Below are 19,707 nucleotides of genomic sequence, written 5' to 3'. Positions count from 1 at the left end.
ACCGGCAACCTTTTCTAAATGGTTCATGGATATTGTTCTGCGGCATGGATCACGAGGGCGCATCTGCTTGGTTCGTTCCGGCTCTCAGGCGAAGCTACGCTCGTCTGGCAGCGTGGATGACGCGCGGCAATCGCGTGCCAGGGCCCAGCCGCTTGCCAGCGCCGCCGCGCTCAGAGCTGCCAACTCGGTTTCCCGACCCCCCGCGGCGGCCGGCGCCGCCGCGTCTTTAGGCGTTAGGGGCGTCGCGCATGACGAACAATGGCACATCGACGCGTCCGTGGTTGCCGGACGAAGAGGCGGAATTGCTCTCGCTCTTTGGCGCAGGTGCCACAGCTGAGGAGGTCGGCGGACGCCTAGGCCGCACCCGCCAAGCGGTTTACGCTCGCTTGCAGCGTTTTCAGAAGCAGCGGGGGCGAGCGAGTAGGAAGAGTGGGAAATTCTTTGCTCAATTAGTAGACTGATCGCGTGGCAGCGGTGGATTTCGACCGCTCTATCATTGGGCTAGCCGGTTCGGCGTAGGGCCGCTCGTTGAGCAGTTTCATTCGGGTAGTCCAAGTTGCGCTTCGAGAACCTGAAGAGCCATTTGCCGCTCCTGGACAATGGCCGGCGGGCATCGCTGCCGCCGGCCATCGCTTGCGCTACCGTGGCTGGGGGGCTAATCGGCAGCGCGACCGCAAGGCTGCCGAACGCCGATTAACAATCCATTAACCAATTCGGGCCGGCTCTGGCTATTTCGCAGGCAATAGCGGGGCGGTGTGCCGGCTGGCTCTGCGTTGAACAGTTCAGCCCTTTCGCCGCGGTATCGCTACATCCACGATCACGCCTCCGCCGTCTCTGGTGAATCCCTGACAGCCCACCGTCGCGCCAGCAAGAGCTGCGGTAGCTTGTTCATCTGTGTCTTTGAGCGCAACGGCCAACGCAAACCAATCATTTGGCGGGAAGCCGCTCGCATCCCAGTTCACGGAAAACATAGGTCACGAACTTGGGGGCACAGATTAGGAACATGTCCGGGCGTTTGAAGAAGACGCTGCCGCCGGACGGCGACAAGTGATCGAAGTGTATTTCATACACGGTGGCGCAAGGCTCGCATTGCAAAGTCCCTCCTCGCGGCATTGCAAAGTCCCCGGGTCACTTTGCAATGACGGTTCTTAACCTGCTGAATTCATTAGAAATCGTGAGCTTTGCAACAACTTTGCAAAATACACTTCGGCAAAGTGCTGCAAAGCTCTATGTTTTCAGGCCTGCAACGCTCTGCAAAGTCGAATTGCAAAGTGTCACCCCTATGGGGGAAGGCCCGGCGTGGCGGCGCCTTGGGGCTTGGCCCTTCCTCCCTCGGTGTATTGGGGTCGCAGGCGAGGGCGAAGCCAAGCCTCGATCGAAGAGGGCGGCATACCTCGTGGTGCCAATCGGGCGGCGCGGCGCGATGGCTAAGAGGGGGCGCACAGAAGGGCTGACGCGGTGGGTCAGATCGAAGGCGGATCTCGTTCATCGGGTAGCGAACGATCCGATCTTCCGCGGCGCCAAGCCGCTCGGCCGCCGCGTTGGAAATCTCGAAACGCTTCTGGATGTCAGGCGCGCCCTTTTTCGCCAGGACCCGACGAACTCCTCGATTGAACGGCGCCGCGATCTGTCGCGTGAGGAATTTCATCTGGAGTATCCGCGATTTGCGGAGGCGGAGATCTTCGACGTCGTGCTCGAGCCGGGCGAGGCGCTCTTGATACCGGTGGGATGGTGGCATCACTGCGTTCGCTCGACATCAGCATCAATGTTTCGCTCACCAATTTCCTCTTTGGGAATGATTCGAAAATCTCTGCCCGAAACCGAATCAATGCAGGATGGGTTAGGACGACCGTTCGAACATAGCATTGCGATCGGTGCAACGACTGATCCAGTGCGGGCATGCCAGACCGCGAGTCCTTCTTTTCGGCGCATTCCGGGGAAGACATCTCATGACCACCGCGCAGCAGCAGATCAGATCGTCCGTGCCGTTATCTATCCTGCGATCGGCGCCACACGCGTCGGAAATTGGCGAAGGCGTCAGGCGTCGTGAAGTAGGTGACTGGCGAATACGGGCAAGACCTTCAGAAGTAACAATAGCGTCACCACCCCGATCCCTCTCTCGAATACTTCCTTGATCGCCATGACGACGCCGTTGTCGGTGAATTGAGCGAAGACCGTAAACAACGCGATGGCGTAGCCGACCGTATAGAGGTCGAAGAGATCGTAGTGCAGAAGGTCCATCGTATTGGTAAGCTTGCGGTAAGCCCCGGGATGATCGTCGACGCTCTGCTTCTTTCGACCGACGGCCACCCCTCCACGCAGTCCCGAGCGCAGCGCAGGCGCAGCCGCCAAGAGAGGTGACAGCCAGAGACAATAGTGAGGTAGCTTCTCGACGCCGAAACCGGGATGGTTGATCGCGACAAGAGTCGCCAGAATGGCCGGAAAGATGCACACGAACGCCACAGGCGAGAAAATGGGATGTAAGGACGGTTTTCTTCCTGCCAGGAGCCACTCGGCGTAGTCGGATTTCCGGGCAATGCAGATGGCGATGTAGAACGCAAGACTCGCACTGAAGACCTTGTCCGGAATGGTCATCACGAGGTGCATCGGCAACGTGAGAAGATCCGACATCCGCGACCTTGCGGTGTCGATCAAGCCGTACTCCGCGAGACCGATCTTCTCAAAGTAATCATAGAATATCCGCAGCATGAGGACGGCAGGATGTTCCTTGGCCGCGGCGTCCCGAGGGGGCACGGTTATCCAAGCGGAAAAGTCGTCGAGGATCGCCATCACCAGCAGCATGCACACGACGCCGACCACGAGCCCGTTCACGAGAATCCTGATGGTCAGTTGCCGGTAGAGATTGGGTTTATGCTCAGGCGGAATGAAGGGGCCGAGCCCCCAACGATGGGCAAATGCGCCCCAGATGATGGCTCCCCACACGCTGACCGGCGCGTAATTCAGATACTGGCCTCCGAAAAAGACGTCTCCGGTCAGATTTGTGAGACAGCCGATGATCGCTCCGTACCACGGGCCGCCCAGAATGCTGGCGGTGGCAGTGGCCCACATGTCGAGAAAAAGGAATTGGTTCAGTACCGGAAGCGCCCGCGCGACAATCAGGTTGCCGACGATCAGGGGGACGGCAAGCAGGAGAAACTTCCTGGTATCGGGTAGCACCGAGAGCTTCATCGGCATCAGCAAGCGACCGCGATTTGATGCCGCCAAAACCAACGTAGCAACTCCACCGCCTTTTCCGGTGTGTAGAACGACGACCAAAGCGTCACGACTTGGGCCGCGGTCGTCTTTCCGGCGAATGCCTTGATCATCGGGCGAAGTGCAAGTCCGTCGACAAATGCAATCGGCTCGTCGAGATTGGGATGGAACAGGCACCGCTCCCGCACGACGAGATCATCTACCAGGCATGGAGCTTCGACGAACGTCACCTGGTCCGAAAGCATCAATAGTTGATCCGGAAACGGCAAGAGCGTCGGAGAAACTGGGGAAGGCCTGGCTGCCGAAGCTGCTGCGGCCCGGTCCTTCCAGAACTCCGTCCCATGGAAGCAGAAAGCCTCGGCGTATCTCTCCGCCGCCCAACTCTTGTGAGTTTCACTTCGCGCTATCCGGCGAGAACTCCAATAATCGTTCGCGGCCGAATGGTCCGCCGACGGGGTGAGAAGGGTATTGATCACGGGACCTGCGCACAACGCGGATTGAACCGCTGCCTGTACGCCGCTGGACGAAAGAGGATCCAAGGCTGCGTCGGCGTCGCCTATCCGCAGAAGTCCCGTCTCGCCTCCTTCGGTCAAGTACGGAGTGGCGTCGCATGCGTGCGGCGGTGATACGAGTTCGAGTCCCCGCTCCAGGATGTCCGCTTCTTCAAGAAGGCGTAGGTAGCGCTTTTCCAACGACCCCTTCAGGCGATGTAGCGCGTCGGGGCTCGTGAATACGACGGCCAGGCTCCGCCGCGTACCGGTCGGCGCCGCCCAGACCCACGAAGAACCGTTCGAAGACATCAGCACGGTCGGTCGGACTTCGCCTCTCCACGTGCCATGCACGGCAACGGTGGGGGCTCCGAGGCGTCTTCGAGCACGATGCCCCGAGCTTCGGCCTCTGGCATCGACGACGAACGCGGCCCGAACCTGTCGCATGCCCGCCGCAGTGGCGACGTTGGCGACACAGCCTCCGGCGAAGCGCGTCACCTTCGCGACCCGAGCGGGCTGCAGAACTCTCGCCGAAGAACCGGCGACCGTAGCGAGCATATCGGAATCGAAACGCCCCCTGTCGGCGACCAGGACTTCGGAAGGCGCGAGGGCTGAGTCGATCGCCCCCCATCGCCGTTCGAACGTCAGGCCATGCCGATGGGCCGGATGCTCCAGGACATGCGGCACACCCAGGAATTCGAGCTGTTTGAATAACCCCGGGCTGAGGCAGATCCCGATGTGGTCGCGAGGAAACGAGACCTCTTCGCAAAGGATCACGCTTCTGCGCAGCCGTGACAGCGCGAGCGCGCACGCCGCACCGGCCGGACCTCCACCGATCACGAGCACTTCCGTGTCCAACGTCATCATGCTGCTGGACCGGATCCCGCGCCGAACGCTCGGCCGAGACCTTCGGAACCCAATCGCAGATAGGTCTGCAGAGCGTAGAGCAGCCAGCCCCTTATGAAGTCGCAGGCGGGCCTTCCGCGGGCGATGACCTCGTGATGACAACCTCCGCCGCAGAGGTATCGCGCCCAGCAGGTGCGGCAGGGCTGCTGTCTGTGGACGTGGCGGTCCTCCAGCCACGCGGTCTTTCGGTCGTGATCGATGCCGCCCTCGATACTTCCCATCGCTCCGGCTTCGTCGCCGACGAACCGATGGCAGGCGGCAAGTTCGCCGTCCGCCGAAACACCGAGATAGGCACCTCCGGCGCCGCAAGGATAGGGTCGATGGGTTCCCTTGTGGATCTCGTGGAGCGCGGTCGTGATGTTGGAAAAGGCATACCGCTCTCCCGCCATCACGCGCCGTTCGAACTCCTCGCCGCACTCGATCATGGCCGCAAGCATGTTCTGCAGGTCGGCCTCGTCCAATTCTCCGCGTCCGGTCGGCGAGGCCAGCATCGGTGAAAATCCGACGCTGTGAAAGCCGATGCCAAGAAGCTCGTCCAAGGTCTGCTTCAATCCCAAATTCGTCGGCGTGACGGTCACGCGCGCGGTCGTTTGCAGGCGCCCCGTGCGCCGCAAGAGCGGCCGTACGCGCTCGATGATCCGATCGTAGCTTCCGCGACCGCTCTTGAACGGACGCAGCCGGTCGTGGACCGTTGCCGGACCGTCGAGACTTACCGTGACCGCAAATCCATGACTTTCGAAGAAGTCGGCGTCGTCGCCGTCGATCAAGGTGCCGTTGGTGGTGATCGAAAATCCGATCTTCTGGCCTCTCGCATGTGCCCTTTCCGAAGCGTACGCAGTCGCCTGCCGCAGGACGGCCCTGTTGATCAACGGCTCGCCGCCTAGGAAGGCGAGATTGATGCGCTCGTCCGGCCGTGTCTCCGAGATGAGGAGATCGATGGACGCCAAAGCGGTCTCGAGCGGCATGTTCTTCGGCGACGACCCGAATTCGCCTTCTCGTGCATAGCAGTAGGTGCAGCCGAGATTGCATTTCTGTGCGATCGCCAACGAGATCGCGCGCACGGGTATGTCGCCGGGCACCTCGTCGCCGATATGCGGTCGTTGTCTCGTCAGTCCGAGCTTCGTCAGGAGTTCCGAAACCTCACCGTCGCTCGAGGCAGACACGAAACTGGCGAAGGTATTGGCGTCGAGATCGAAGAGTTGGCTGCCGTCAACCAGGAAAAGATGACCACTTTCTCCGGTACGGAGCAGGTGTACGTCGCTGAACCGCGGCCTGCTGCTTTCGGCAGCGTTCGACACGATCCTCGATGACGCTTCCTGGTTCACTTTGGCGGAGGCTCCTGGATGCCGCCTATGACGAACCGGAGTGCGGATTCCCAGGATTTGAACAGATCGTCGTAGCTGAGGCTGGACTGGAAATCCCGGTTGTCGACGATGTAGTTGCCCGTGTTCTCGCGCTGCATCCAATTGTCGCCCCGGCTGAGACCATCGTCGCCGGGGACGACGTTCACGTAGTCCGGCCTGCTCGCGGCCCAATAGTAGCAGGCGCACTCGCGATAATCGTTCTGCCAGGGAGAACAGAGCCCTTGGCTCAGTTCTCCTGGTTTCGCGAGGACCTCCGAGAGAAGCGCAAGCCGCTCTGATGTTCCTTCGACATCGGTGTGCTCAAATATCTGCCTCACCTCCAACTCTATCGTCTGAATGGGGACATCGGGGTTGCCCGGCAGCACTTCCTTTTGGCTCGCGTCCTTGGTGAATTCGCAGTGAACTCTCGCGCCCTGCCGGCCGACCAGCAGGGCTATCGTATTCGACCACTCCATGAACGACACTGCATCCGGACTGTCGCCGGTCGAAAGCGTAGCCGGACCGCGGCCGGGCATGACCGGACCTTGGGTCAGGACGGAAATCGGCCGCTCGTTGATCTTCAGGAGTCGGCAGCCGACGAGATCCTTGTATTTTTCGTCCTCGAATCCGACCACGTAGTTGTTGTTCTCGGACAGCACGATCCCCACCAGGAAGCGCCGCCAGACCGCCCGGAAGTCGAATTCCAGTCCCGGAAAGCAGTTCGATATTGCGGACGTGGGATGGCTGGCAGGCGGATTTCCGCGACCGCGATATGCCAGTTGTGCCGCTAGATTTCGGGGCGTTATTTCGGCGCGATCGTCGCTCATTCTTCTGCGCTCCGTTCTGGAAACAGCCCGCGCGTCACCGACCTGCGGATCAGATCTATCTGTCGCCGCGTGAGCGTGAGATACCGCGCATCCGCTCCCCGCATCATGGCCGGCATTTTGCGTCGGCCCTTGTCCGAAAGGTCTCCCACTTCCTCCGGTCGGCGCAGCACGTCGACGAACCAGGGCGGCGTTCCGCTTTTCAGTGCGGTCAGGATCGACTGGTGCAAGGCGACCACGGAGAGATTGTCGACGAGGGTGGTCGCCATGATCGGGGCGAACATGCGGTGGAAGTCGTTGGAATCCTGCAATGACATCATGCTCTCGGTACCAAGGCGGCCATCCACCGGGTTACCGTTGAGGACCGCCGTGTTCAAGAGACGGACGGTCTCGTAAGCGCGGCGGACTATGTCTTCCACCCCTTCGGCCGAGACGTCGGCGAGCCGAACCTCGGGCCCGAACAGGGCTTGTTCGATTTCGTCCGCGACCGTGCGTATCGGAAGGGAATCCGGCGCGAACCCGGGCGGACCGGCCCCGATCCTCGCAAACGCTCGCAGCGTCTTGCCTCCGACCTGAAGTTCGGCTTCCACGATGCCGTCGCACTCGTCGTCGAGATAGCCCCAACTGACCTGTGCGCCCTTCTCGTTGGCGTAGCCGGCGTAGATCGCCCCGGGATTGGTGTCCGTGGGTTCGCCCGGATCGACGTAGCCGAGCCACGTTGCATGCTCTCTGGTAGCGTCGTAGATGATCCGGTCCTTCACGACATCGTCCACTTCGGTTATGGGGCCGTTCACCCCCATTGCCGAAATTCGCCTCTCCGAGGCTCCGTAGACCAGTCCCGCCGCAGGCGTGTATCGCAGGCGTATTTCGGGGAAGGCGGCGTTGGGTCTGATGTACCGGGCCGATCCGAGCGGAAGGATCTTGCCAGGAAGGAAATTGTCGCAGCGGCCTTCGATTGGATGCGCATCGTGGTCGCTGAACGACGTCGAAGCATGCACCTTGTCCTGCTCGACGCCCGTACGCCGGAACGCCTTGAGGTTGCCCAGCGAGACGGTCCATTTCACGTCGGCGGGTTTCAGGCCGTCGGCGGCTAGGAGATCCAAGGTGAGCGGGACCAGCGTGTCGGCATCGGTCCGCGCGAAAATCTCGAGAAAGGGGGCCACCGGCCGGATGCGCTTGCCATCCCGGAATTTGACCGGTTCCTTCGGTTGGTAGGCGTCCGAGATCTCGCCGGTCCGTGCGTCAACTCGCAGGGTCTCGGCGGCGCGGATCTGCCGGTGTCCGAGGGGGTCTTCAACAACGAGCTCGTAGTTCTCAAGTGGCTCCTCGGAAGAGCCGAGACGCGCGACGGCGAGAGGCGGTAGGATCCGGATTTCATGAATGCTCATGCGGCCCCCGTCGAGCGGCGATGACCCGTGCGCACGGTAGCGGCGTCGGCGTAGAGGCGCATCTCTTCCGCCGCGGTTGCGTCGAGGCTTAGCAGGGTGGCCGCATATTCGGCGTCGGTGCCTAGGGCGATCCTGGGATCTTTCAAAAGTGTGCGGCAGGCGGCCAGCAGGTCGATATGCAATCGCCAGAACGCGGCGTCGCTATCCGGAAGCTGAAGCGAATAGGGCATCTGAAACGGCGCTGCCGCTCTTTGTTCGCCAGCGGCGTTCAAGGGATGCCGAGAAAGCACGGCGGCGACCGCTCTCAGGGTGTACATCTCTGCGAACATCCTATTGATCACGACGCCTTGTCGCCGCGTCAGGGCGCCCTCGCCGGACGAGGTATGGGAATGAGCCAGGTAGCTGAGCAACATGCGATAGCGGATGTTGAAGATGTTGGCCCAAAGTCCAGCCAGGTCATCCTCGATCTGCGACTGGCCCTTGGCCGCCGGCAGACCAGGCGCTACAGGATTTGAAGGCACGGGAATGGTCGCTTCCCAGGCGCCATCCTTCGGGAAGTGCCTGAAGACCGTGAGGAAGCGACGAAAGTGAGAGGACTCGTCGTCCTGGGCCGCCGCCTTGTCGGGTGCCTCGCCTTGCTCCGCGACCGCGCTCAACGCGGCGACCGCGTCCGCCCTCGATGCAGCCCGCATGACGAGAACGTCCGGCGTCTTCGTGGTGCCCGCGACCGACGACCCGCGTGCTCCCTTGCCGTATCCCCGGGCATATTCGTCCCAGGACGATTGGGTCGGATAGGATTCCGGGTGGAATTCAGAGGCGGCCAGCTTGGAAGGATCGCCGATGAGCTCAATCAGCTTCTTGTACAGCGCGCCGACGCGATTGATCTTCTGTTCGTCGGGGCCCGCCGCCAGCCTCTCGATCTCCTTGCGCTCCCCGACGCTAACGTCGTCCGGCCAGGTCTCGGGACTTTCGGTGACAATGTACTTCGCCAGCGTGGTTCGCGTGAGGCGCTCCAACGCGAACGGATAGGGGGCAAGGACGGAATCCCATGGGTAGTCTTCTCTGTCGAGCGCGAGCGGAGCCCCGAGGAAGCGAATGACGTTCTGAACCGTCACGAGGTGTCCCATCTCCTCCTTGGCAATTCCAAGGATGATCTGTCTCCATTTCGTGACCGCCTCCTGGTGCTCCTCCGGCACCTGGGCGCCGCCCAACGACCAGCCTGCGTACAGGTACTGGACCATCAGGGAATGTTCGATCTCAGCCGCGGTGGTGAGCAGGAAGACGGCGAATTCGCGCCAGGTGAACTCGGGAGGCGGAGATTCCGAGGCGGCGTGCTTGGCCGCCGCGAGCATCGTCATTTCGATCTTCGGCGAAATCGCAAGCTTGGGCGAGGTCGGAAAGAGACTCGCGAGATAGCGTTCGTTGCGCGCACGCATGCCGGCATCCCCTTGATTGCGGACCAGTAAACCACAGATTGCGGAATTGCATAGTTTTCTTTGGGGCGCCCAGGAAGCCGCGCAACTTATCCCCGGGCAGAAGCGACCGGGTCTTCAGTAGCTTCGATGTCGGGTACCTTCGATCTGGCCTTCCTGTCGGACAGGCTCTTTCCCAGGTCGGCAGCGCCGCTTCGGCCCAGGTACACGGCTTCTGCACTCCGCACACGGTGAGGTGTCGAGCTTCGTCGCCGGTGGGCACTCGCCTCACGCGAGCCGGCCAATTGGTCGATGCCACTGCACTCCGGCAGCGAATGCTGCGGGGGGATGGCGGCCCCGCAGCGACAAGGGGCGGTGCGCATGTCGAGCCCGTGAGGCTCGAGCCGCCGAGCATCGACGTGAAAGCCAACGTTGTCGAGGAGAGGGAGAGCAGCCCGCCCACGCAGGCCACTTCTGTCGAAAGGCGCAACCGCCCCGCGCCATGCGGCGGCAGGAACGATCTTTCCGGATTCGGCCTGCCAGGTTCGGTCGGGCGCGCTCCACCGTCCATGGCCGATATTGCACCGGACGGCACAAGATTCATCGCGCCACCTTCAGGAAAGCTGCCGGAAGCCGAACCTACAGGCTGCTCATCCCAAGCCGCGCCGATGGAGGACTACGTCCTCTTGTCGTCACACCCCCGGCTGCACCCAGTCACCCGACGTTCTCCGTTGGGCTGTTTGTCGTGGTGAGCCTTGGCCGCATAGAAGGCAAACAGCCACGGAACGCATCGCGAGTAACAGCAGGTTTCGCCATCACCACTTCCCCCCGAAAGATTTGAGTTCTCAATACGAGGAAGTTTGAAGTCCCCGTTCGAGAAAGCCAGAAAAGAATAGGTTTACTGCGTTGGGAAAAGAGACGCATAACTCACCAATCATCGGCGGAGCGCGCAAAGAGGACGCCTGGAGATGGACGCACTATGTGAAGCGCTGATCTAGAATTGTGCTCAAGTCACCGGGCGCAGCATTGATGCTGCGAGCTGAATGAAAAACTGGGCTACTGATTATCCGGGCGGTCTAATCGAAGCTCGTTTGCAGGAGCCTTGGCTAATCTCTCCAGCTCTGATCGCTCTTCGCTCAAACGCTTCTCAATGAAGATGCGCTCAAATTCGGTCAGGCGGGTTCGCAATAGGCGGTGATATCGTTGGATGTTGTTGCGACAAACTTGTGTTCGAGCCGATTGCTCAGCTTCCATCATCGGCATCTGACACTGGCCTCACCGGCAACCCCAACCACCTGATCACAAGAACGTACGCGGCTGGCTCGTACTACAGCGTCCTGACGGCGGCTTCTCAACCGAGCCCATGAAATTCCCAGCGGAATAAGCCTAGCGGGCGACCGTGACGCGCGTGTGAAGCAGTTCACAGAGCGCCGAGACTGGACAGGGCCGTTATGGCGGGTGCTGATCCAACGCTTCTGATTGGTCCCACGCTGGGGCCGATCGCGAGGTGACATAAGATCTGCAAGGCCCATTCAGCAGGCGGACTTGTCGCCTCCTCCCTCCCGGGCTCGGCCTTATTGGCTGGTCGCCTGCGATGTACCTGTTTTCTATAGGCGTGCGCCGCGGACCTAAAGGGGGCCGCAGGATCTGAATGGATCCTGCGGCCTACCGGGAAAATTGATTGTTTACGGAATGAGCACTTCCAGCCCCGGCTAGCGGCAATGATTCCAGAACTTGGTTTGGAGGGTGAGTCCAAATGCATCTGTTCCGGAGCGGAACATCCAGAGCTGTTGCGCCGCCGCAACGTCTTCACGTCGCAGGGAATAGGAACTCGACGGATTGTTCTCGCAATAACCTTCAGAGCTCCGCCCGAAGGAGCATGGTCATGTAGGGAAAAGCTCGGCAAGAAGTTCTTGGTCATTATGATCTCGATCCTTGTTGTTTCGTTTAGCGGCTGAGTGGGCGGCGCATGGAAGTGCAAGGACGCGGTTGCAACGGGCTTGGTCGCCTCAAATAAACCGGCTGTTGGTTCTGGCGGCGTAGCCCCGCAAAGGACGGTGGTCAGTCGGAAGATTCGTTTCCCTTCGGCTGTTGCGAGAACTTGGGCGTGTGTCCACGCGCTTCACGGTCACGCGGGGTGGGGCGTTCGGACGGATCACGGCCGAGCTTAGGTCGGTGAAGTCATCGGCCTGGCGGCGCAGCGCGGAGCGCGCCATCGCGGTCGGCGTAACTGGAGTCTGAATAGCCGACGCGCGGCGGCATATCTATGCTGATAGAGGGAACCAAGCTCAGCTTTGGCTCGCACGACGAATGGAACATCGCACGTGCGGTCATGAAAAGCGAAGCGCGAAGAAGGACGGCGAAAGCAGCTACGGCATCGCAAGACAAATTCTGTGCTATTTGATGGGGCAGGGATCGCGACAGGACTTTTCGATGCGGCTACAGAAGCCGGAACTGAAAGGAAGTGCCCACTTCCCAAGCAATAGCCAGGACGGTTGCGGGTAAGTGGCTTCGCGGATGCGCAGCCCGAATTCGCATTTTGGGATACATATTCCCCAATATTGTCGGGCCTATTGCATTCCCGTTTCGCGGGTCTGCTTGAAGAGCCAGCATTCTCGTTGATAGTGGTGTCCAAAGCGCCGGAGCAGGGCAGACCTACGCCCGGCTTTTGTCGCGGAGCACGCATCGGTCCGGTCAAGTATGGCTCGCCTCAAGAAGGTGTTTGCTTGATGGATCGAGGTTTGCTTGAAGAACCTCGTGCGGCCCCGCGGGCCGCACGGGGAGAATGTTCGGTAAGCTTCGGCAACGTCAGGCATCCAGGACAACCCTGTCTCGCGAGATTGGATTCTGCTCGCTAGCGTCCTCGCATGCAATGACGAAGCAGAATGTGCAGCTTGTGCGCCGGCCAAAGGATTGGGCAAATGTCGGGATCCATTATTGGATTTGCGACGAACCGTTGAACCTGATGTTTGAATTGCGGGCCCGGGACGGGCGGCTCCGAGCAAAGGCCTCTTGCCCGAAGACTATGTGGCGCGGCGCCTATGCGCGGAGGGTAAACCGCTGCCGTCGCGCACGAACTCGAGCCACTCATAGAGGAGGCGGTGTTGATGATCCTGCTGAGCCAGGAAGAGGGTATGACGCCGTTTGCCAGGCCGTACATGGACGCTGACGAAGGAAAGGCGGAGGGCGCCTTCAGACAACGGCTTAGAAAATATTCCTAGTTGTAGGGTGGTTTCGGGGATATCTACTCAATACAGAGCCAGGGGAGGCACTTTCACGGCAACCGTAGCTGATCACTCGCTGGGTAGATTGAAATCGGTGGTTGACCTTTTGCTTTCATGATCCTCTAAAATAGAGCCTTTGATGCTGCGTTTCAGGATTCGAACACATGCAGTCGCTGTGGCTTCGCGTGGAACAGTTGGATGAGCAGCACGGTCGGATTGCGCTGTTCGACCTTGCCTTCCCCCCGCAGGGGCATAAACCGATCATTGCAAACGATTTTCCACTCGGCAAGATGCGCGAGCAGGGCTGGACGGATCGCGAGCAGCAGATGGCATTCGCCGTCGGAGCCCAAATCGGCCTGTTTGAGGATTTCGGACACGAGCTTCGCTCTCTGCTGGATGCTTCTGTTCTTGCCCGATGGGAAGAGAAGCGGGTCGCCGAGACGCGAACCTATCTTGAGGTCGTCAGACCGTCCGATGCGCTCCGGCAAGGCGGCACCCGCCTGTTAGCTGACCTGCCATGGGAGTATCTCGCACAAAAAAAGCAAGGCGGCGCTATCTACCGCTATTTCGCCGACAGGCAGAAACCGATGCTGCGGGTTCTGACCGACGGAGGTTCGGCACCCGGTCCGCTGCCCCGCCAACTCAATACCATCGTCATTACCGGCGAGGCGATTGACTGGAAAGTCGGAGGTTTCCCTGGAGACGACGCGGGCGCTGTATTGCGAGAGTTTCAGCGCTCAGAAATATTCGCCCATGCGGAGTTGCTGCAGACCCCGTCGCTCCCGGCGCTGGGTGCAGTGTTCGATAGGCTCAATCCGGAAATTGTCCACTTCACCGGCCATGGAGAACTGTCTCCCACGACAGGGAGGCCGGCATTAAAAATTAATACGCCTGGAATGGGCCAGGCATGGTGGTGGGATACCGCGGGAATCTACCAGTTTTTTTTCGATAGGGTGCACAAACCGCGCCTGGTGGTACTGAACGCGTGTGACAGTGCGCAGCCGTCCGGCAGTCTTTATTCTCTTCTTGAAATGCTGATGACAAGCGGCATTCCGGCCGTGGTCGCTGCGCAGGCACCGATTCAACAAGCGGTGACCTCAGAGCTTTCGCAAATCTTCTATCAGGAGTTACTTGCCCGCAAGCCAGTCGACGTAGCGTTAATGAAAGCGCGCGTTCAGATAGGCCAGCGGAGCAGCGGAGCGGGTTGGGAATCGCGCGATTGGGGGCTCCCTGTCTTAAGCGTTTCGATTCCACCGGAAGAGCTATTTCCCGAGCCCACGCAACAACACGATCCGATCGCGGTCCTGCACCGTTGCGCCGTGCTCAAGCGCTTCATGCGAAGCGACCGTCTACCAGCACCATTTGTCGGATTAGGTTGGGCGGACCAGCGATGGAAGGCGCTTGAATGGTTGCGGACCTCGAACTGCCTCGTCATTAAAGGACCGCATAACGGCGGAAAATCCTGGCTTGTGATGCGAACGTTGCGCGATGCGATCCAAATCGGCCACCGCGTGAAATATGTCGAGGTCTGTGGTGGCAGGACTATTTCTGTCAATTATCTCGACGTCCTGTCCGCGATCGTGGACGCCGATACTACGCAAGTTGGGTCGGAAGTGCACGCTGCGCTGGATGGCGACGCTTTCAAGGAATTTGTTGCCGAGCGCGACGCGAACAGTTCAGTCGAACGCATTATGGACGCCTTTGAGCGAGGCCTACGACAAGTCACGAAGGAACAGGAGCTCACAATCGTCTTGGACGAATTCCAGCGGGAAGCGGCAGCAGTAGAGACTTTGCCGGCTAAGGAATTCACGACCATCTTGTTGCCGCTTTGGATAAAGATCGCGCAAGGCTCAATCAATAATCTGCGCCTTATCATCGCGTTGCGGCAGGACTTATTTGAACAATACGAGCTCGCTAGACTTCCTGGAGAGCCTATCGAACTTCAACTGTTCAATCAGAATGACGTGCCGATGTTGTTCCAGGAGCTTTGCCGTTTCTACCGCAAGCCCGATCTCGACACGATCCGTCAAGTCGCGCTGATCCGCATCAAAAACCAGCCGTGGGACGCGTCCGAATTTCGGCTCTGGGGCCAGTTGGTCGAAAAGGAGGTGGTTCCATGAACCTCTACCAGCTGAATCTTGATAGCGAGCAGCGGCAACGCCTCGAGGAATTACTCAAGGATAATGCAGCGCTGCGAGATCAAATTCTATCGCCGCGAGAGAGTGGGGAAGACCGAGCGCTCCGCATTTTGAGTATCACGCGTGCGTTTGATCGCCCGATGTACCAGACCGTGTGCGGGCAGTCCGATAGCGGCTTGCCAGAATTCGACGATTTGATCAAGAGCCCGGACGTGCAACGCGTACCGAGGGCGGATGGGAAATTCTGGATCCGCGAAGCTGTCCAGAATTACGCACGATCTTATTGGAGCGATCATCCCGAAGAATACGTGCGATGGGCAATGGAGTTTGTGGCGTGGCTCGAGAAAAACAACGAGGATCCGGCCGAGCGGCTGGCCTTGCTATTGCGCTTCGACGTAACCAAGGCCTTGCGTCTTCTGAAGGCCGAGTTCGAAAAAGCAAATGATCGCGACGACCTCACACTGTGCCATGCGTTGACGCAACAGGTTGAGGCAAATTTGACGAAAATCGAACCATCTCTCCAACCCGAGTTTGCTGCGATCGTCGCACGATATCGTGGCCGAGCTTGGTTCCTGCGGGAATTCCACCGCACTGTTGGCTATTTTCCCCGCCGCGTGCTTGAGGCCGAGTTCAAACGGCTGATCGAAAGTGACGGCTCCGAATGGATTCTTTATCTCTCGGCTCCGGGTGGTATGGGCAAGACTATGTTCGTGCAGCACATGATCGCACGTGACTTGCTCAAAAAGCATCCATTTCCCTTTGTTGCGCGCATCGACCTCGACGACATTCAAGTGTCGGAGATCGCTAAAACGCCCTGGCTCGTCGCGATAGAGATCGCTGAGGAACTCGACGAGCAGCTCACCATGCGGATGTTTTCCGAAGGTGAAGGCTTTTTGTCGGACGTAAGATCATTCAGTCCGTTGCTCTATCGGCGCGAAACCAATCGCGGCCAAACCCTCACCGATGTTCAGCGCTACAACCTCAGAGCTCTCGCGTCCGAGCAGTTTTTTCGCTGGGACGGCTTTATCAGCCGCTGCATGGAATTGCCACGGGATCGTCCGCTGGTGGTCTTCATCGATACGATCGAAGAGGCTTCACTGCACTGGCCCGCCGAATTCCGGAAGGTACTGGAGCGCTTCGAGGAGCTTCGTGCCGCACTGCCGCAGTTGCGGCTGATCTTGTCAGGTCGCTACGCGCCATCCCTTGAAAATGACCCAGGATATCCGGATAAAAAGGGCCATTTCTATCAGTACGACGACAAATTAAAGACGCAAACCAGTTTCGTTCGTCTTGAGCCGCTGGCTCCTTTCGAGGCCATCGCCTTCATTCGCAACCAGTTGCCGGACGTGGGCGGCAAGCTGACAGACATAATGGTTGCTGCCGCCGCCGGCAACCCGTTCAAACTGTTTATGCTTTGCGAGACCGTCAGCAAGAATCCGGAAATGACGGCCGAACAACTGAAAGAGTACGGGCCTGACGTCGACGTCGCCTATCTCATCAAACGTGTCATCGAGCGCATCCCGGTGGCGGATGAGCTCGGCCTACGCTGGGTATTAAGGTACGGAGCCGTCCCCCGCCGGCTAACGCGGTCCTTTTTGCAAGATGTCCTTTACCCGTTACTGATCGACGCCCTGAGCGGAAAGATCGAGGAAGCGAAGGAGGACATACCATCGCCCAAGGAACGAGAGGCGTGGCTGAAGAACGCGGATACAATGCTCGATCCAGAGCATCTGTGGGAGCGTTTGTCACGATATGCGAGTGATCATAGCTGGATCTCGCTGCAGAGCAAGGATCCCAATACTGCGACACTACATCCGGATGTCGTCAAGCCGATGCGACGATTGCTCAAGCAGCAGCCGATCTTCAGCCGGATTCATCGCGAGGCAGTAAATCATTTCGTAAAGCTGAAGTCGGAGAATCCGGATCGATGGGTTGAGCTAACACTCGCGGAGTTTTACCACCGGGTCCAGCTCGGTGAGGATGACATTCACGCGGTGTTGGTGAAGGCCTTGGATGAGCGCCCATCGCCGGACGATGCCGCCGAGCGCCTGGAGATCCTCCGAGAAATCGTCAAACCCGATGGAGATTTTTCCGGCGCGCCACCGGCGGCACTCGCGCGCGCGCATTACGAGATCGCAGACGCGATCGCCGTTGATGCAAATTTCGACTATTTGCCGCAAGATGGGCGGCGCGAGGATATTCGCAGAAATCTGGAAAAGGCTTTTGAGCTGAACCGGGATGCCGACGTTGAGTTACCCGCATTTGCCTTTAAGTGGCGTGATTTTCTCGATCGTAATTTTCCGAGCGACTTGGGTATATTGGCAGACCTGTGGCTGGTGATAAAATCAGGCGAGAGCAGGGCCCGCTATTGTCTGCTGCTGGCGGAAATGTATGGGCAAGGCAGGCTCTCGACACTGGCGTTTACGATAGGGGCGGCGATCTTCGGACTAGCCGACGGACGCGTCCGGTCTACTCGCATTCCAGAGTGGGCGATTACGGAACGAGTGGCCTATGCGTACAAAAAACGAGGGTTGTATCGACGCGCCGAGGACTATCTGCGACGGAGCAGTCGGAAGGCGCTGCCCAACCGAAAACACTTTGAGCGCATCCAGCTCAGCCTGGTCGGGTTGCTTGTTGAAAGCAGCCGGTTGCGAGACGCCGAAGAGGAGATGGCCCCGGCAATCGTCGCGACCACCGGACCAAGCCAAGAGTTGCTGTTGCTAAGCATAGAGATCTCCTTGCTCCGCCGCGACGCATGGGCGGCGCTTGCGCAGATCGAGGGCATCGCGGACAGAACCCATTTCCGGTTTCATCAGTTGCGGGGGCGAGCCCTAGGACAGCTACTACGGATCGACGACGCGGCAGCGGCTTTTGCCGATGCGACGCAGGCGGTCTTGAAGAACGAAACCCAGGCATTGCTGAATGAGGTCCGCGGCGATGACTTGGCGTTCCGGTTGTTCGAAGCCGAACTTGCGACGGAACCGGCCAGCCCGTCGTCATCGCCGATCGGAGCGGCAACCGAAGTGGAGCTAATCCGGGCATTTCAGACTCGCGGGAACGCGGCAGCGTGCGAGAAAATTATTAACGAACAGCTTTCCGACCGGCATTCGGTATCCACGCGGCTTCGGGCTACGATTGCAGGCGTCACTTGGGGGATGCTTCTGCCTACGGTTCTGAACAACCGCTTCATCGAATTACTAGGCACAATCGATGCCGCAAGGCGGCTTCAGCTCATGGAGCCTCCGGTCCTTCTTGGACAAGTCAATCCATGGCGAATTGGCTGGTTCAAGCGATGGGAGCTGCGGAACAGGTTGGGATCAACGCTTGGCGAGCAAACCGAAATGATGGATTGGGTTCGCTACGGCCGAACTCTTATCGCAATGGGAGATCACAAGAGAGCCAGTGCGGCTTTTGCCAACATCAAGGTCGGGCCCGGCGCGGGCGCCGCCGAACTGGCTATCTACCGGCAACGCTGTCTCGGCGATCCTGAGGCGCCGGCTCAGCCGCTTGAGTTCTGGAACGGGCTTGCCTCTGAGCCGGCGCTTTACGTGGCGGCAGTGGTGGAAAATGCGCAGCGCGCCACACGTCGATCGGAACGGACCGTGGCGGAGCAATGTCTGACTGCGGCTGGCGAGGTGCTAAGGACGAATTCCCTCCATCCTGTTCTCGCGGAACGCCACCGCGCCGCGCAAACTGCATTCGAGGAAGCGGCAAGGCCGCAATCGGCCGATCATGAAGGCGTCGAGGGCGTAATCGAAGGAAATGCGTCGACGCTGGCGGACTTCCGTTGTGTACTGCTCTCCGTTGATGCCGAGCGAATTTCGATTGAGGCGGCGGGACGTGTCCGCCAACTTCTCTCGACCCATGAAAATGAATCGCTAAGCTATATCTCCCGATACACCCGAGAACGTACCCCGAGGCGCTTGGGTCGGCATTTCGTGGCTACGTGGCCCGGTCCACTTGAAGAGATGCAGGAGCCCTTTGCCGGGTTCCTGCAGGAAGGAAATATTGACGATGTCTTGTTGCTTGCACTCGCCGGCGCACCGCTCGTTGCGGTACCGTGGGAACTGAGCATCCCGGGATCGCATGTGCCGATCCGCATCGGCAACGGTCGCGCTGAAGGACCTTTGGCGGAGGAAATCCGGCACCCTGAGAAATCGCGCCGTCTGGCGCGACTTCTCTCTCATCTAGACCAGCGGTCTTGGTCGCAACCAACAATCGCCAAATATCCTATCCCTTACACACCGTCATCAGAGCTGATTTCGCAGGTCAGTGTATTGGATGAGCGGCTGCTTGCTAGTCATTTCTTTGCCGGCGATGATTTTGCCGCGGCAGACATTATCTACATCATGACCGATATTGAAGACTCACCGTCGCTACCCGAACCCTGCCTTCCCGGGGGAATGACGGGTGAACTGCTTGGTCGTGATCTGCAGCTTAGGTGGAAATCCAGATCGCGACCGTTCGTCGTGTTGCACTCGCCAATAGGTCAAGGGCTTTCGCGCGCGCTTGATCAGATATTTGCCAGGAACCAGTTGGCGCAAGCTCTTGTGAACGCGGGCAACGTTTCTGGCGTGCTGGCGACGAGCTTGACGTCGAGGGGGCCGGATCAACAGGATGGATTGCTCGAGTCGTTGCGAAACGCAAGAAATGAGCTGGACGTCATGCGTAGGCTTAGAAAATCAGAGTTGTTCCCGAAGAATATTTCCGGACTCGAAGAGATGCTGGGGCTACCGGCAACCGCTCTTTTCTTGCGTACAGAGTGAGGCTG

The 19,707-nt window shown here is 59.4% G+C and carries 9 protein-coding genes; 3 read left to right on the top strand and 6 right to left on the bottom strand.

Annotated features, from left to right (window positions below; all coding sequences use genetic code 11):
• Positions 1-1,138: 1,138 nt before the first annotated feature.
• Positions 1,139-2,050, top strand: coding sequence for a cupin-like domain-containing protein (locus tag QSV46_RS06575; RefSeq protein ID WP_314948197.1), 912 nt, complete (start codon positions 1,139-1,141; stop codon positions 2,048-2,050).
• On the opposite strand, the gene QSV46_RS06570 is transcribed toward QSV46_RS06575, so the two are convergent.
• The 6 genes from QSV46_RS06570 to QSV46_RS06545 form a co-directional block, all read right to left on the bottom strand.
• Entirely contained in the window at positions 2,038-3,195 is a 1,158-nt protein-coding gene (locus QSV46_RS06570; RefSeq protein WP_314948195.1) for a hypothetical protein, read from the bottom strand. The two genes, QSV46_RS06575 and QSV46_RS06570, sit on opposite strands and share 13 nt — an antisense overlap.
• Entirely contained in the window at positions 3,195-4,568 is a 1,374-nt protein-coding gene (locus QSV46_RS06565) for an NAD(P)/FAD-dependent oxidoreductase (RefSeq protein WP_314948194.1), read from the bottom strand. Before QSV46_RS06565 ends, QSV46_RS06570 begins: the two co-directional genes overlap by 1 nt.
• Entirely contained in the window at positions 4,565-5,668 is a 1,104-nt protein-coding gene (locus QSV46_RS06560) for a radical SAM/SPASM domain-containing protein (protein WP_314949242.1), read from the bottom strand. Before QSV46_RS06560 ends, QSV46_RS06565 begins: the two co-directional genes overlap by 4 nt.
• Positions 5,669-5,928: 260 nt before the next feature.
• Positions 5,929-6,777 (bottom strand): hypothetical protein, encoded by an 849-nt coding sequence (locus QSV46_RS06555; RefSeq protein WP_314948192.1) that lies wholly within the window; start codon positions 6,775-6,777, stop codon positions 5,929-5,931.
• A complete protein-coding gene (locus QSV46_RS06550; RefSeq protein WP_314948189.1) occupies positions 6,774-8,162 on the bottom strand; it encodes a hypothetical protein in 1,389 nt (462 codons plus the stop codon). The genes QSV46_RS06555 and QSV46_RS06550 overlap by 4 nt, the downstream gene beginning before the upstream one ends.
• The gene (locus QSV46_RS06545) at positions 8,159-9,520 is read right to left on the bottom strand and encodes a ferritin-like domain-containing protein (RefSeq protein ID WP_314948186.1); all 1,362 of its coding nucleotides are present in this window, start codon (positions 9,518-9,520) and stop codon (positions 8,159-8,161) included. Before QSV46_RS06545 ends, QSV46_RS06550 begins: the two co-directional genes overlap by 4 nt.
• Before the next feature lie 3,442 nt (positions 9,521-12,962).
• Between QSV46_RS06545 and QSV46_RS06535 the strand changes: the two genes are divergently transcribed.
• Together QSV46_RS06535 and QSV46_RS06530 are read left to right on the top strand one after the other, a co-directional pair.
• On the top strand, positions 12,963-14,918 hold the full coding sequence (locus QSV46_RS06535; RefSeq protein WP_314948183.1) for a CHAT domain-containing protein: 1,956 nt from the start codon (positions 12,963-12,965) through the stop codon (positions 14,916-14,918).
• Positions 14,915-19,702 carry a hypothetical protein gene (locus QSV46_RS06530; protein ID WP_314948180.1) on the top strand — a complete coding sequence of 1,596 codons (4,788 nt, stop codon included), beginning with the start codon at positions 14,915-14,917 and terminating at the stop codon, positions 19,700-19,702. The genes QSV46_RS06535 and QSV46_RS06530 overlap by 4 nt, the downstream gene beginning before the upstream one ends.
• Positions 19,703-19,707 lie beyond the last annotated feature (5 nt).

This window comes from Bradyrhizobium cosmicum (genome assembly GCF_032290525.1).
In the GTDB taxonomy this organism is placed as follows: Bacteria; Pseudomonadota; Alphaproteobacteria; order Rhizobiales; family Xanthobacteraceae; genus Bradyrhizobium; species Bradyrhizobium cosmicum_A.
The sequence above is the reverse complement of the archived record's forward strand: the minus strand, read 5'-3'. Positions and strand labels throughout refer to the sequence as shown.

What these genes read in the sequence shown, in the direction of transcription:
- QSV46_RS06575 (WP_314948197.1), top strand. Translation starts at nt 1,139, where the DNA reads ATGACGGTTCTTAACCTGCTGAATTCATTAGAAATCGTGAGCTTTGCA.
- QSV46_RS06570 (WP_314948195.1), bottom strand. Translation starts at nt 3,195, where the DNA reads ATGCCGATGAAGCTCTCGGTGCTACCCGATACCAGGAAGTTTCTCCTG.
- QSV46_RS06565 (WP_314948194.1), bottom strand. Translation starts at nt 4,568, where the DNA reads ATGATGACGTTGGACACGGAAGTGCTCGTGATCGGTGGAGGTCCGGCC.
- QSV46_RS06555 (WP_314948192.1), bottom strand. Translation starts at nt 6,777, where the DNA reads ATGAGCGACGATCGCGCCGAAATAACGCCCCGAAATCTAGCGGCACAA.
- QSV46_RS06550 (WP_314948189.1), bottom strand. Translation starts at nt 8,162, where the DNA reads ATGAGCATTCATGAAATCCGGATCCTACCGCCTCTCGCCGTCGCGCGT.
- QSV46_RS06545 (WP_314948186.1), bottom strand. Translation starts at nt 9,520, where the DNA reads ATGACGATGCTCGCGGCGGCCAAGCACGCCGCCTCGGAATCTCCGCCT.
- QSV46_RS06535 (WP_314948183.1), top strand. Translation starts at nt 12,963, where the DNA reads ATGCAGTCGCTGTGGCTTCGCGTGGAACAGTTGGATGAGCAGCACGGT.
- QSV46_RS06530 (WP_314948180.1), top strand. Translation starts at nt 14,915, where the DNA reads ATGAACCTCTACCAGCTGAATCTTGATAGCGAGCAGCGGCAACGCCTC.